Below are 13931 nucleotides of genomic sequence, written 5' to 3' on the forward strand. Positions count from 1 at the left end.
GTCCGCCCCACCAAGCTGCGAGATAATGACCTTAGCCAAAGCAGGATTAGGATTAGCGATCTTAACGGGGTATTGCAGCTTTTTTTCATATTGCCACATTAGTCAACACTCCTTTCCCACGGAAAAGGTGATGTTACCCATTCCCATTTCTTGGACGAATTGTTCTGCGTGATCGTCAATGGTCCGTATTTCTCATTGTATTGAGCAATAAGCTTCTCTTTTTCTGCCTTGTGTCGTGCAAAATATGCCAGACCATCTCTGCAGGTAGGGTGGCTGTCGAGGTAAAGATTAGCCTCTACAAGGGCAAAGCTGCACGCCTGTATCTTTCTAAGAAGCCTCTCCTTTTCACTTAGTATGGGCATTCTTTACAGCCTCCTCTCCTATAAAAGGTTTGTCTATGGACGGGAAGATAGTTCCTCTTGAAAGTCCTACATCTGCCTCATAAGGCTTCTCCCACATCTGAAAAGGCACATATGCCATTGCCAGCGGCGTGTCCTCAGGAAATCTTCCTTTCGGAAAAGGGCAGGCAGGTGTGTTATCCTCTGTGTCGTCAGCAAGTATCCTGCCTAACGACAAACTGTCAAACATATCCAAATAAGTTCACTCCTTATGTTGTCTGAATCTCATATACCACAGGTTTCGTGTGGCTGTTTTATCATATGCAGCTTATAAGTCAGTGGTGTATGTATGCAGGATATTATCAAAAAACTTGCAAATCGTTCATTGAAAATACACAAAATTAATTTTCTGTGAACGCTAATATTTTTTGTAACAATAAACATACTGTAAATAACGCTAAATTTGTAAGATTTAATATTGACAAATCGGGCTTCTGCGTGTTATATTAATACTATTAAAAAAAAGCATATGCAGTGACATATGTGATCAGAGGAGAGATTATTATGAAAAATGTCAAGAGAATTCTTGCATTAACAGTTTCGGCTGCCCTTGCAGTTTCTTGCTTTGCAGGTTGCGGAAACGGTGCAAAGAAGAACAGCGATACTATCGTTATCGGCTGCAGCGGTCCGCTCACAGGTGACGCTGCACAGTACGGCGTTGCTGTTAAGAATGCTATCGAGCTTGCTGTCAAGGACGTAAATGACGCAGGCGGAATAAACGGAACAAAACTCTCATACGTTTTCGAGGACGATGAGGCTGACTCAGGCGATAAGGCTGTAAATGCTTATAACGCACTGAAAGACAATGGTATGCAGGTAATGGTCGGAACAGTAACAACAGGTTCTTGCCTCGCAGTTATTGAAAAGACAAAGCAGGATAACATCTTCCAGCTTACACCTTCTGCATCTGCTCAGGACGTTATCAAGAACGATAACTGTTTCCAGGTTTGCTTCACAGACCCTAACCAAGGTAAAGGTTCTGCCGACTATATCGCAGAAAATAAGCTTGCTACAAAGATAGCTGTAATTTACGACAGCTCTGACGCTTATTCATCAGGTATCTTCAACACATTCAAATCCGAGGCTGAGGCTAAGGGTCTTGATATCGTTGCAGAGCAGTCATTCACAAAGGACAGCAAGACTGACTTCTCAGCTCAGATAAGCGCAGCTAAGAATGCAGGCGCAGACCTCGTGTTCCTGCCTATCTACTATCAGCAGGCTTCACTTATCCTTACACAGTGCAAGTCAGCTAACTACAACCCAACATTCTTCGGTTGCGACGGTCTTGACGGACTTCTTTCTATCAAGAACTTTGATACTTCACTTTGCGAGGGCGTAATGCTCCTTACACCATTTGCTGCCGACGCTCAGGATCAGGCAACTCAGAACTTCGTTAAGAAGTATAAGGACGCTTACAAGGGCGAAACACCTAACCAGTTCGCTGCAGACGCTTATGACGGTGTAATGGTACTTGCAGAACTCATGAAGAAGGAAGGCATCACAGCTGATATGTCTGCTTCTGATATCTGCGATAAGCTCAAAAAGGCTATCACTGATAAGGACTTCTCATATGACGGACTTACAGGTACAGGCATGAAGTGGGGCGAAGACGGTGCCGTATCTAAGGACCCTAAGGCTGTTATCATCAAGAACGGCGCATATTCTGCACTGACAGCTGATGACATTGCCGCTTCTACTGCTCAGTAATAGCTGAAATGAAGTGCGTACAAAAAGTACGCTTAATATGAAAAAACCGGCAATTGCGAAAAATTGTCGGTTTTTTTTGATTTATTTCATTAAAATGTGTTGCAAAAACTACGGGGTTATGTTATAATTTATTGTATATTGTGTTTATGACAAGGACAGATGTAATATATGTGATTACATCTTGTGTTTTGTCTATTCCAAAAGGAAGGAATGTTTGTATATGGGTTTTCTTAATAACCTCATCAACGGAATAAGCCTCGGCAGTATATACGCAGTTATAGCTTTGGGCTATACGCTTGTATACGGTATTGCCAAAATGCTTAACTTCGCACACGGCGATGTTATTATGGTGGGCGGATATGTTATATTCACCTGCATGACCACATGGGGACTGAACTCTTGGCTATCCATAGTTCTTGCAGTTATTGCCTGCACACTTCTCGGTATAGTCATCGAAAAGGTGGCGTATAAGCCGCTCAGACAAGCTACTTCGCTTGCGGTGCTTATCACTGCCATAGGCGTCAGCTACTTTTTGCAGAACACCGCACTGCTTATATTCGGTGAAAAGCCTGTAAACTTTACATCAGTTGTAAACGTGCCGAGCATCAAGCTTTTTGACGGACAGATAGTTATTTCCGGAGAAACATCAGTTGCAATAATCGTATCTATACTCATTGTAGTTGGTCTTTCATTGTTCATCAACAAAACCAAGAGCGGACGTGCAATGCTTGCAGTATCTGAGGACAGAGGTGCGGCTCAGCTCATGGGCGTAAACATCAACCGCACTATCTCTCTTACATTCGCTATCGGCTCAGGTCTTGCCGCAATTGCAGGCGCACTGCTTTGCTCAGCTTATCCTACGCTTCAGAACACCACAGGCGCAATGCCTGGTATCAAAGCGTTCGTTGCGGCGGTATTTGGCGGTATCGGCTCAATACCGGGCGCTATGATCGGCGGTATCCTTATCGGTGTTATCGAGATACTTGGACGTGCCTATATCTCACCGCAGCTTGCCGACGCTATCGTTTTTGCTGTTCTTATACTTGTGCTTATCATCAAGCCTACAGGTATCCTCGGCAAGAAGATCAGCGAAAAGGTATAAAAGTCAACTTAAAATTTTCGAGCAGACTTGCTTTGCAGTTCTGTTTTATCTGAAAGGATTGGTTTTTTGTGAAAAAAGAAGGGGCTAGCGCAAAAACAAAGTTTTTTAAGCCGCAGACCAGAAAAAGCTTTATCACATACGCAATGGTAATAGTTGCCTTTGTGGTAATGCAGATACTCAGCAGCGGCGGATATATTTCAAGTATGCTCACAGGACTTCTTGTTCCTCTGTGTGTATACTCTATACTTGCAGTATCCCTTAACCTGACAGTTGGTATACTTGGCGAGCTTAGCTTGGGTCAGGCAGGCTTTATGTGCGTTGGCGCATATACAAGTGCGATATTCTCTATCGTTACTTCTGAAACTATTGAAAATGTGTGGATCAGATTTCCTTTGGCTATACTTATAGGCGGAATAATTGCCGCAGTGTTCGGCATACTTATAGGAATACCTGTTCTCAGACTTAAAGGCGACTATCTCGCCATCGTTACACTTGCTTTCGGTGAGATCATAAAGAACGTTTTCGCAGCACTTTACCTTGGCTATGATTCAAAGGGCGTTCACGTTTCTCTCAAAAGTCTCTCAAATCTTAACCTTGAGCCTGACGGAAAGCTTATACTGAACGGCCCTCAGGGTATCAGCGGCACACCTAACGATTCTACATTCATTATCGGCGCTGTTATGTTGCTTATCACTCTTATCATTGCCTATAACTTTGTATATTCAAGAACGGGAAGAGCAGTAATGGCAATCAGAGATAATGTTATCGCAGCCGAGTCTGTAGGTCTTAACATAACAAAGTATAAGCTTGTTACTTTTGCATTGACTGCATTCCTTGCAGGCTGTGCAGGTGCGCTTTATTCTCATAACTTCTATACGCTCCAGGCTTCTAAGTTCGACTATAACCTGTCTATCCTTATCTTGGTATTCGTCGTTCTGGGTGGTATAGGCAGTATCAGAGGAAGTGTTATCGCAGCTATCGTGCTTGTTCTGCTTCCAGAAATGCTAAGAAGCATAAACAGCTACAGAATGCTTATCTATTCTATCGTTCTTATCGTTATGATGATAATAACTTCAAATGAAAAAACAAAGACTTTTATCAGTGCAAATACTGCTAAGTTCAAGGCTTTGTTAAAGCGTGAAAAAGTAAAGGAGGCTGAGTGATATGGCACTTCTTGAAGTAAAAAATCTCGGCATCTCATTCGGCGGACTCCGTGCAGTTGACGAATTCAGCATAACAATAGAAAAAGGTCAGCTCTATGGTCTTATTGGGCCGAACGGAGCAGGAAAGACCACTATCTTCAATATGCTCACAGGCGTTTATAAGCCAACAGACGGCACAATCGTTCTTGACGGAAAGAACATCACAGGCAAAAGCACTATTGAGATAAACCGTGAAGGCATTGCCCGTACCTTCCAAAATATCAGGCTTTTCAAAGAGATGTCAGTGCTTGATAACGTAAAGGTCGCTCTTCATAATCATTATAAATACAGCACCCTTGAAGGCGTGTTCAGACTTCCAAGATATTTCAAGCTTGAAAAGGCAATGGACGCAAAGGCGATGGAGCTTCTGAAGGTTTTCGAGCTTGATGATAAGGCGAGCCTGCTTGCTTCGGGACTTCCATACGGCGATCAGAGAAAGCTTGAGATCGCAAGAGCTCTTGCAACACAGCCGAAGCTGCTGCTTCTTGACGAGCCTGCTGCCGGCATGAATCCAAACGAAACAGCGGAGCTTATGGATACTATCCGCTTTGTAAGAGATAATTTTGATATGACGGTGCTGCTTATCGAGCATGATATGAGCCTTGTTTCAGGTATCTGCGAAAAGCTGTCAGTGCTGAACTTCGGTCAGCTCCTCTGCGAGGGCAAGACAGCGGAAGTGCTTAAAAATCCTGAAGTTATCACCGCATATCTTGGCGAATAAGGGGGTAAGTAAAATGGCAATGTTGGAAATCAATGATCTGCACGTCAATTATGGCATGATAGCCGCTTTGAAAGGTATCTCCTTTGAGGTAAACGAGGGCGAGGTCATTTCCCTTATCGGCGCAAACGGAGCAGGAAAGACCACCACTCTGCACACCCTTACAGGTCTTATCTCTGCAAAATCGGGTTCTATCAAATTCAACGGCGTGGAGCTTACAAAAACTCCTGCCCACAAGATCGTGGAAATGGGTATAGCACACGTTCCTGAGGGAAGAAGAATATTCCAAAACCTCACAGTGCTTGATAACCTTAAACTTGGAGCATTTACAAGAAAGGACAAGGAGAATATACCGAAGGATATTCAGGATATATACGAGCGTTTCCCTAGACTTGCAGAAAGAAAAAATCAGATAGCAGGTACTCTTTCAGGCGGTGAGCAGCAGATGCTGGCAATGGGCAGGGCGCTTATGTCAAGACCTAAGATAGTTGTAATGGACGAGCCGTCAATGGGTCTGTCACCGATCCTTGTGTCAACCATATTTAAGATAATCGAGGACATAAGAAAGAGCGGAACAACTGTATTGCTTGTTGAGCAGAACGCAAAGAAAGCCCTTGCTATCTCAGACAGAGCTTATGTTCTTGAAACGGGCAAGATAGTTCTGTCAGGCAAGGCGTCTGATCTTATCAATGATGAGTCGGTCAAGAAAGCATATTTAGGTGAATAGGAGTTGAGCTTTATGGCAAGGATCATAACCATTGCAAGGGGCATCGGCAGTGGCGGAAGAACTGTAGGAAAAATGCTGTCAGAGGATATGGGTATAAAATATTATGATAAGGAGCTTATAAAGCTTGCAAGCGACGAAAGCGGCATAAATGAACGCTTTTTCGGGCTTGTTGATGAAAAACTGAAAGGTTCTTTTCTGAGAAAGGGCGGAGTTTACAAGGGTGAGCTTCTTGACCCTGATGATCACGACTTTACTTCTGACAGAAATCTTTTCAATTATCAGGCTAAGATAATAAAGCAGCTTGCAGACAGAGAGCCTGCGGTAATAGTTGGCAGATGTGCTGACTATATCCTCCGTGACAGAAAAGACGTACTTAAGGTTTTCATATATTCTGATATGGAAACTGCGGTCAAGAATATCGTCGATCTGTATGGTGTTTCTGAAAAAGAGGCTGTCAAGATAATCGAAAAGACAGACAAGGAGAGAAGCGATTATTATCGTTACTACACAGGCAGGGATTGGACAAATGCGAAAAACTACAATCTGTGTCTTGATACCAGCGACATGAGCTATGACAAGTGCGTTGATATCATTGAGGGATATATAAAGCTTCTTGAAGAGTAAGGCATAAAAAAATAAAGCCGCATTGCTTTTTTTGGCAGTGCGGCTTTTGTGATATATGAAATCAGTTGAATTTTTCTGAAATAGTCCTTGCGGCAAATACTCCTGATGCAGAAGCCTGCGACAGAGAGTGCGTAACGCCTGAGCCGTCGCCAAGGACGTAAAGACCTTTGACAGCAGTTTCAAGGTTCTCGTCAACGTCAACTCTTGAATTGTAGAACTTGACCTCAACGCCGTAAAGAAGCGTGTCGATATTCGCCATACCGGGTGCTATCTTATCCAGAGCGTATATCATTTCGATAATATCGTCAAGCTGTCGCTTTGGGATAACAAGGCTCAGGTCGCCCGGAGTAGCTTTGAGAGTAGGGTTCAGGAACGTCTGACCAAAGCGGTGTTCATTTGTACGTCTGCCTGCAACGAGGTCGCCGAAACGCTGAACAAGCACTCCACCGCCAAGCATATTAGACAGCCTTGCGATAGACTCGCCGTATGCGTTTGAGTCCTTGAAAGGCTCAGAGAATGTGTTGGATACCAGCAGAGCGAAGTTTGTGTTCTCAGTTCTCAGCGCAGGGTCAGCATAGCTGTGTCCGTTTACTGTGATGATGCCGTTTGTATTCTCGGTAACTACCTCACCATATGGGTTCATGCAGAATGTTCTTACAAGGTCGCCGTATTTCTTTGTGCGGTAAACTATCTTGCTTTCGTATACCTTGCTTGTGATATGCTCAAAAACAGCCGCAGGTATCTCAACACGAACGCCGATATCAACTCTGTTTGAACGCCTTTTGATACCAAAGTTGTCGCATATCTCAGATATCCATTTTGAACCGCTTCTGCCTGCCGCAACAACAGCGTTTGAGCAGTGATACTCGTCCTTGTCTGTGATAACAGTGAAGTCGTTCTCCTTGCCTGTTATACCCTGAACACTTTCATAAAATTTTATGTCTATCTTGTCTTTAACAAAGTCATAGATGTTCTGAAGTATCTGCATATTTCTGTCAGTGCCAAGGTGCCTTACCTGAGCGTCAAGGAGGTGGAGGTCATATTTCAGAGCCATTGCCTTGATGTCGGAAGAAGTTGTGGAGTAAAGCTTAGCGTCCTGACCGCCCATTTCAAGGTTTATCTTGTCAACATACTGCATAAGCTCGATAGCCTTTTCCTTGCCGGTAAATGTGTAAAGGTCACCGCCGAAATTATTTGTGATGTTATATTTGCCGTCCGACATTCCGCCTGCACCGCCGAAGCCGTGCATGATAGAACATACCTTGCAGTGAATGCAGGACTTAACTTTTTTGCCATCTATAGGACACTTACGCTTGCTGACAGGTCCGCCCTGATCAATAATGCAAACTTTTATGTTTTTGTCAAGCTTGACAAATTCGTATGCCATGAATACGCCGGCTGCACCTGCACCGACAACAACTACGTCATAATTCTGAGCCATAACTATTTCCTTTCAAATCAAAATCAATTTGTTTTTATCCATAAAACGGGCGGCCGCACCTTTGCAGAAGATAGCCTGAAAGGAGATAACCGCCATATTTTTTTTCTATTTTATATCAAATACGATAGTAGCCAATGTGAAGAATATCAGCGTCGAGCAAGTGTCAACGATAGTGGTGATAAGCGGGGCAGCCATGATAGCAGGGTCAAGATGAAGCTTCTTGGCAGCCATTGGGAGCATACAGGCGATGAGCTTTGAAAGCACAACAGTTGCCATGATAGCCATACTTACTGTGAACGCAAGCTTGTAGCAATCCACAGATGTGTCACCGTGATACACCAGAACTATTCTTATAGCATTGACTATAGCGAGGATAACGCTGCAAAGAAGCGCGACTCTGAACTCTTTCCACATGACCTTGAAAAAGTCTTTCATTCTTATCTCACCAAGTGCCATGCCTCTTATAACAAGGGTCGAGGTCTGAGAACCGCAGTTTCCGCCTGTGCCACTAAGCATTGACAGGAACGATACCAAAACAGGCACAGCCGCAAAAGCAGACTGATATTTGTTTACGATAGCACCCGTAAGGGTAGCCGACAGCATAAGTATCAAAAGCCATGCTATTCTGTTTTTCGCATGAGTGAAAACAGATGTCTTGAAATAGGAATCGTCACTTGGCGCAACGGCAGCCATTTTCGAGAAGTCCTCAGTGGTCTCCTCCTCGATAACGTCCATAGCGTCGTCGAATGTGACGATACCAACCATGCGGTTTTCTCTGTCAACAACAGGCAGAGAAAGAAAGTCATATTTTGAGAACATGGAAGCAACATACTCTTTATCCTCAAGAGTATCAACGGAAATAACGTTGTCCTCCATTATGTCCTCTATTTTATCGTTATCATCAGCAGTTACGATATCAAGCAGTGAAAGTACGCCCACGAGCTTTCTGTTCTCAGTGACATAAAGTGTATTTACAGTTTCCTTGACCATACCAACGTGTCTTATCCAATCCAGTGCTTCCTTGGCGGTGTAGCTTCTGTGAAGATAAACGTACTCGGTGGTCATAATAGAGCCTGCACTGTCTTTAGGATATTTGAGTATCTGATTTATCTGCTTTCTCGTTTCAGCGTCAGCAGACTTGACTATCCTTGCAACAACATTTGCAGGCATTTCCTCGATAATATCTACCGTATCATCAAGATAAAGGTCGTCAACGATCTCCTGAAGCTCCTTATCCGTAAAGGCATTGATAAGCATCATTTGTGTATCGCTGTCCATATAAGCGAAAACGTCAGCCGCAACGTCCTTGTTCAAAAGACGGAACAGCAACGGAAGCTCGTATTTCTCGACCTCGTGATCGTCATAAAACTGTTGCAAAAGAGCAGCCACGTCGGCTTCGTTCATATCCATAAATATTTCACGGATAGCCTTGTAGTTTCTGCTTTTGAGCAACTCCAATACTGTGTTAAACATAATGTTTCCCCCTAACAGCAGCGGTAATAAGCACAGCAGTACAAATAATCGTACTTATACCAACTCTGTACAAATATAAGGATCTACCAAAACACAGATCGTCCTATTCAATTATAATTGATATTTAGATCACAAAAAGGCTGCCACAAACGGGCGAGCCGCACTGCAATCGAGGGGCGATCGTATTCTGACTGGCGTCGTCCATTTGTACACACTCCTTAAAAATCATGATTTATGCACGTTTTTACTATTCGCACACATAATATTATTATACGCTTACCTTGTTTTTTTGTCAAGAAATTGTTTAATTTAATTTTATGAACGTGCTGTAAATTTGCGAAGTATAATGAATTGCTTTTGACCTCTTGCCAAATGGGGAGAAATAGGGTATAATTATTATATGGATCGAATAATAAACCGAAAGGAATTGATAAAATGAGCGAAATAAGAGATGAAAGCTTGTGGGAAAGCGGTAAAAGAAAGATAGAATGGGTAAGACAGAATATGTCATTGCTCAGAAGCGTCGAGGAAGATTTCAAGAGAGATCAGCCTTTTAAGGGGCTGAAAGTTGCACTTTCTATCCACCTTGAAGCTAAGACCGCTTATCTTTGCAAAGTCCTTGCAGCAGGCGGTGCTGAAATGTACATCACAGGAAGCAATCCGCTGTCTACTCAGGACGATGTTGCCGCAGGTCTTGTGCATGACGGCTTGAATGTTTTTGCATGGCACGGTGCAACTGACGAGGAGTATCACAGACATATATCCGAGGTAGTCAAGGTAGGTCCAAACATCATTATCGACGACGGCGGTGACCTTGTAAACCTTATCCACAATGAATACCCGGAGCTGATACCGAACGTTATCGGCGGTTGCGAGGAAACTACTACGGGCATTATCCGTCTTATTGCAATGAACAAGGACGGTCAGCTCAAATTCCCTATGATGCTTGTAAACAACGCAAAGTGTAAGTATCTTTTTGATAACAGATACGGCACAGGTCAGTCTGTATGGGACGGAATAAACAGAACAACTAACCTTATCGTTGCAGGCAAGAACGTTGTTGTTGCAGGCTACGGCTGGTGCGGCAAGGGCGTTGCAATGAGAGCAAAGGGTCTTGGTGCAAGCGTTATCGTCTGCGAAGTCGACCCAATAAAGGCTATGGAGGCTGTTATGGACGGCTTCAAGGTAATGAAAATGGTTGACGCCGCCAAGGTGGGAGACTTCTTTGTTACTGTAACAGGCTGTAAGGACGTTATTACTGAGAATGCTTTCATGAACATGAAAGATGGTGCTATACTCTGTAACGCAGGTCACTTTGATTGCGAGGTAGACGTGGCTGGACTTAAAAAGCTGTCTGTTGAAAGCAAGCTTGCAAGAAACAATATTGACGGTTATAAGCTTCCGAACGGCAATTGGCTTTATGTTATCGGCGAGGGCAGACTTGTAAACCTTGCGGCAGGCGACGGTCACCCTGCCGAGATAATGGATATGTCCTTTGCTATCCAAGCCCTTTCTGCGGCTTATCTTGTTAAAAACAAAGACGAGCTTACAGACAAGATAGTTTATGTTCCTGATGAAATAGACAAGGAAGTTGCAAACAGAAAGCTTAAATTCTGGGAGCTTGAGATAGATAAGCTTACACCTGAGCAGGAGAAATATCTTAACAGCTGGCAGGTATAAAATATCATATTAGTACAAAAAAACGGACAGCGTGGGTTGTCCGTTTTTTTGTAACTTGAAATTGCCATAAATTTATTTTGTCTTCAAGGTTTTAAATCACTGATTTCTGTACATTTTAATATTAGGGCGATAAAAAACAGGGCGGTGAGAATGTGGCGGCAAAGATGTATAAGATACTTACGCTTTTTTCAGTGGGCGCAATATGCTATGGCTTTATGGAAATACTTAACAGGGGATATTCTCATATCACAATGGGGGTGCTTGGGGGAACTTCAATGCTGGTTATCCATATCATGAATGGCGAGCGCAGGCGAGGAGTGAGCCTGCTGTCTGTGCTTGCAGTGTCGGCAGTATTTATCACTGCCATAGAATTTCTTGCAGGGGAGTATCTCAACCGCTATCTCGGCATGGGCATATGGAGCTATGAGGAAGTGCCGCTGAATTTTGACGGACAGATATGCCTGCCATTTGCTTTTGTGTGGTTTGGGTTATCCTACATTGGTGTGCTTGCGGATAATTTTATACGCAGACATATTTTTAAGGAATACCCTGTCATTGTTAAACGAGGAAAAGAAAAAATACCTGCGGCGGTTGGATAAAAGTACGATTATTTGTACTGTTTATTATGAAAAAATATAATTAACGTGCGAACGCATATAAAAATAAACGGACTGTCTATCTCAGAGATAAACAGTCCGTATTTTTGTACATATCAATCTTTTGTGTACCACTTTTTCAGCACTTCTTCGCCAAGCTTGCCATAAACTGTGAAGTCACGGTTCTCTTTGGCTTTCTCTATTGGCGGCAGGATAGCTTTCCAATCCCACCAGAAATAGCCGCAGAACCAATCCAGATCCCAAGTTGCTTCCATTGCAGTGTCGTAGAAATCTGCCTGCTCTTGCTCGTCAAGTGGTTTGTCGAGTCTGTCATGGAAATCCCAAGGGTACTGTGTGCAGCCCTCCTCGTTTCGCACGCCTATTTCAGCGAACATTATAGGCTTGTTGAAATGCTTGTGAGCCTTTTCAAGAGAGCCGACAACTTCGTTCCAGCGACTGAGCATATGTTTCTTGCTTCTGTTCACACCGTCTGTAACAGGGTAGTAGCCTGAGATGCCAATGATATCCACGTCGCTGAGCCAATCGAAACGCTGTTCGTCGCCGTGATTGATGTTGTGCATAACGATACCGCTGTAGATCTCTCTCACCTGTGCGATAAGCTTTCTGCATCTGTCGGACTGCTTGTCCATTCCTGCCATTTCACAGCCTGTGCAGAGCATTTCACAGCCGAGCTTTTCTGCAAGCTTTGCATAGTGGAGCATAAAAGCTGTGTATGACTTGAACCACTTGTCCCAATATTCAGGGTTCTCAGGCGGAAAGTCTATCCTTGCACGCCATGAATGGTCAAGGCAGTCCACCATAGGTTTAAGGCAGACTTTAAGTCCCAGTGACTTTGCTTTTTTTATAGCAAAGGCAATATCCTCGTCAGATTGTGTTCTCTCATAATCACTGAAAACTCTTGTGCTTGCAAAGCTCTCCTGCAATGCGTTTACAGGGATACATATCCAGTTCAAGCCGTTTGAAGCAAGCCTTTCCATTGACTTTTCTGCCGCTTCCGTTTGAAAATCACCTCTCTTGGAGAAAAATCCCCAAGTATATCCTTTGCAGAAAATATCTTTATTCATGTATCAAAAACCTCTCTTTTTCGTAAATGTCCTGATAGAAAAGCCACAGGTAAGCTCAAGTCTGTTCACCTTTTTAAGCTTCTCCACCGCTTCGGCAGATGTTTTGTAGTAATACGGAGTCATTGTAAAAAGATTGAAAATATCCTCATGACTTTCAAGCACCACAGGGTATTCAAAAATCATCTCCTCTGACTCGTCAAATTTATTAAGTCCATATACATTGGGCTTGTTTTCGTAAGGCTTCTCATAAAGCACTTCTTTAAGCTCAAACAGATGTCTTGGGGACGGAGAAACTACCACAAGCTTTCCGCCGTCTTTCAGCACCCTTGCGTATTCGTCGTTTGAAACAGGTGCAAATGTGCATACGATAAGGTCTGCAAATTTGTCTATAAACGGAAGCTGAAATGACGATGCCACTGCAAATTCGCAATTTGTGATATTTTCGCAATGTATCCTCGTCATGCAGTGGGCAACTGCCGCCTTTGATATGTCAATGCCGTAAAACTTCGCCTTTGGCAGTGCCTTGGCATAGTTCACAGTGTAAAAACCCTCACCGCAGCCACTGTCGATAATATAAGGCTGTTTCACATTTTCAAGCAGACCGCCCATTACCTCAGCCGTTTTCTTCGCAAGCGGCAGATAATAGTCACGGTCAAGGAAATCCGTTCTCGCCTTTACCATTTCCGCATTATCCCCTGCGTTCTTAGGGTTTCTGCCCTTTGTGGTAAGCAGATTTACATATCCTTTTCTCGCAATATCAAAGCTGTGACCGTTCTGACAGTGCCATACGTTGTCAAGCTTTCTGAGCCGTTTTTTGCATATCGGACAAACATACATATAAATCACCCTGAACATTATAGCATTTCCCTCTGCTTTTAGCAATGGATATTTTATTAATAAAAAAGTGCTTGACAATCGTCGGGTTATGCTTTATAATATCAATATATGCAAAATGCGGTGACGGAATTATCCGAAACAGTGTCGGTAAAGAGAAAAGGCGGTGGGTGAAAGCCTTTGCGGCAAGTTCGGTGGCTAACCTGAGCGGTGCTGAAAACAGCAACGTATGCTCTGCGTTAAAGGGCTTCGAGTGGTCGGGCGATGAGTTCGGCAATTTGGGTGGTAACACGGAACTGTCGGTTTCGTCCCATGTTTAGGGACGAGCCGTTTTTTTATTTTGC

The 13931-nt window shown here is 43.5% G+C and carries 15 protein-coding genes and 1 pseudogene; 9 read left to right on the top strand and 7 right to left on the bottom strand.

Annotated elements, in window-relative coordinates:
- The 3 genes and pseudogenes from DW938_RS01160 to DW938_RS01170 form a co-directional block, all read right to left on the bottom strand.
- Positions 1 to 99, bottom strand: a pseudogene (locus DW938_RS01160) (manganese catalase family protein); the annotation flags it as partial.
- Positions 99 to 362, bottom strand: a complete 264-nt coding sequence (locus DW938_RS01165) for a spore coat protein CotJB (RefSeq protein ID WP_041337262.1) — start codon at positions 360 to 362, stop codon at positions 99 to 101. The pseudogene DW938_RS01160 and the gene DW938_RS01165, both read right to left, overlap by 1 nt.
- Positions 346 to 588 carry a spore coat associated protein CotJA gene (locus DW938_RS01170; protein ID WP_117897079.1) on the bottom strand — a complete coding sequence of 81 codons (243 nt, stop codon included), beginning with the start codon at positions 586 to 588 and terminating at the stop codon, positions 346 to 348. Before DW938_RS01170 ends, DW938_RS01165 begins: the two co-directional genes overlap by 17 nt.
- Positions 589 to 902: 314 nt before the next feature.
- Here DW938_RS01170 and DW938_RS01175 point away from each other — a divergent pair, with 314 nt between their 5' ends.
- From DW938_RS01175 to DW938_RS01200, 6 genes are all read left to right on the top strand, one after another.
- Positions 903 to 2105, top strand: a complete 1203-nt coding sequence (locus DW938_RS01175) for an ABC transporter substrate-binding protein (protein WP_118123650.1) — start codon at positions 903 to 905, stop codon at positions 2103 to 2105.
- Between the two features lie 220 nt (positions 2106 to 2325).
- Complete coding sequence (locus tag DW938_RS01180) at positions 2326 to 3207, top strand: branched-chain amino acid ABC transporter permease (RefSeq protein WP_022286764.1); 882 nt, start codon at positions 2326 to 2328, stop codon at positions 3205 to 3207.
- A 143-nt stretch (positions 3208 to 3350) separates the two neighbouring features.
- On the top strand, positions 3351 to 4370 hold the full coding sequence (locus tag DW938_RS01185; RefSeq protein ID WP_181984344.1) for a branched-chain amino acid ABC transporter permease: 1020 nt from the start codon (positions 3351 to 3353) through the stop codon (positions 4368 to 4370).
- 1 nt (position 4371) lies between these two features.
- Positions 4372 to 5130: an ABC transporter ATP-binding protein gene (locus DW938_RS01190; protein ID WP_118123652.1), complete on the top strand. Its 759-nt coding sequence runs from the start codon at positions 4372 to 4374 to the stop codon at positions 5128 to 5130.
- 13 nt (positions 5131 to 5143) lie between these two features.
- Positions 5144 to 5854 (top strand): ABC transporter ATP-binding protein, encoded by a 711-nt coding sequence (locus tag DW938_RS01195; protein ID WP_022286767.1) that lies wholly within the window; start codon positions 5144 to 5146, stop codon positions 5852 to 5854.
- A 12-nt stretch (positions 5855 to 5866) separates the two neighbouring features.
- The gene (locus DW938_RS01200; RefSeq protein ID WP_118123653.1) at positions 5867 to 6478 is read left to right on the top strand and encodes a cytidylate kinase-like family protein; all 612 of its coding nucleotides are present in this window, start codon (positions 5867 to 5869) and stop codon (positions 6476 to 6478) included.
- 61 nt (positions 6479 to 6539) lie between these two features.
- On the opposite strand, the gene DW938_RS01205 is transcribed toward DW938_RS01200, so the two are convergent.
- Together DW938_RS01205 and mgtE are read right to left on the bottom strand one after the other, a co-directional pair.
- Complete coding sequence (locus tag DW938_RS01205) at positions 6540 to 7919, bottom strand: NAD(P)/FAD-dependent oxidoreductase (protein WP_022286769.1); 1380 nt, start codon at positions 7917 to 7919, stop codon at positions 6540 to 6542.
- 105 nt (positions 7920 to 8024) lie between these two features.
- The gene (gene mgtE, locus DW938_RS01210; protein WP_118123654.1) at positions 8025 to 9392 is read right to left on the bottom strand and encodes a magnesium transporter; all 1368 of its coding nucleotides are present in this window, start codon (positions 9390 to 9392) and stop codon (positions 8025 to 8027) included.
- Positions 9393 to 9827: 435 nt separating this feature from the next.
- Here mgtE and DW938_RS01215 point away from each other — a divergent pair, with 435 nt between their 5' ends.
- Together DW938_RS01215 and DW938_RS01220 are read left to right on the top strand one after the other, a co-directional pair.
- The gene (locus tag DW938_RS01215; RefSeq protein WP_118123655.1) at positions 9828 to 11072 is read left to right on the top strand and encodes an adenosylhomocysteinase; all 1245 of its coding nucleotides are present in this window, start codon (positions 9828 to 9830) and stop codon (positions 11070 to 11072) included.
- Positions 11073 to 11224: 152 nt separating this feature from the next.
- On the top strand, positions 11225 to 11671 hold the full coding sequence (locus DW938_RS01220) for a putative ABC transporter permease (RefSeq protein ID WP_242992325.1): 447 nt from the start codon (positions 11225 to 11227) through the stop codon (positions 11669 to 11671).
- 113 nt (positions 11672 to 11784) lie between these two features.
- On the opposite strand, the gene DW938_RS01225 is transcribed toward DW938_RS01220, so the two are convergent.
- Both DW938_RS01225 and DW938_RS01230 read right to left on the bottom strand, forming a co-directional pair.
- Positions 11785 to 12753: a hypothetical protein gene (locus DW938_RS01225; RefSeq protein WP_118123656.1), complete on the bottom strand. Its 969-nt coding sequence runs from the start codon at positions 12751 to 12753 to the stop codon at positions 11785 to 11787.
- A 3-nt stretch (positions 12754 to 12756) separates the two neighbouring features.
- The gene (locus DW938_RS01230) at positions 12757 to 13608 is read right to left on the bottom strand and encodes a putative RNA methyltransferase (protein WP_242992326.1); all 852 of its coding nucleotides are present in this window, start codon (positions 13606 to 13608) and stop codon (positions 12757 to 12759) included.
- A gap of 149 nt (positions 13609 to 13757) precedes the next feature.
- On the opposite strand from DW938_RS01230, the gene DW938_RS14965 reads away from it, so the two are divergent.
- Positions 13758 to 13907, top strand: a complete 150-nt coding sequence (locus tag DW938_RS14965; RefSeq protein WP_181979654.1) for a hypothetical protein — start codon at positions 13758 to 13760, stop codon at positions 13905 to 13907.
- Positions 13908 to 13931: the final 24 nt, after the last annotated feature.

This window comes from Ruminococcus sp. AM43-6 (genome assembly GCF_003461785.1).
In the GTDB taxonomy this organism is placed as follows: Bacteria; Bacillota; Clostridia; order Oscillospirales; family Ruminococcaceae; genus Hominimerdicola; species Hominimerdicola aceti.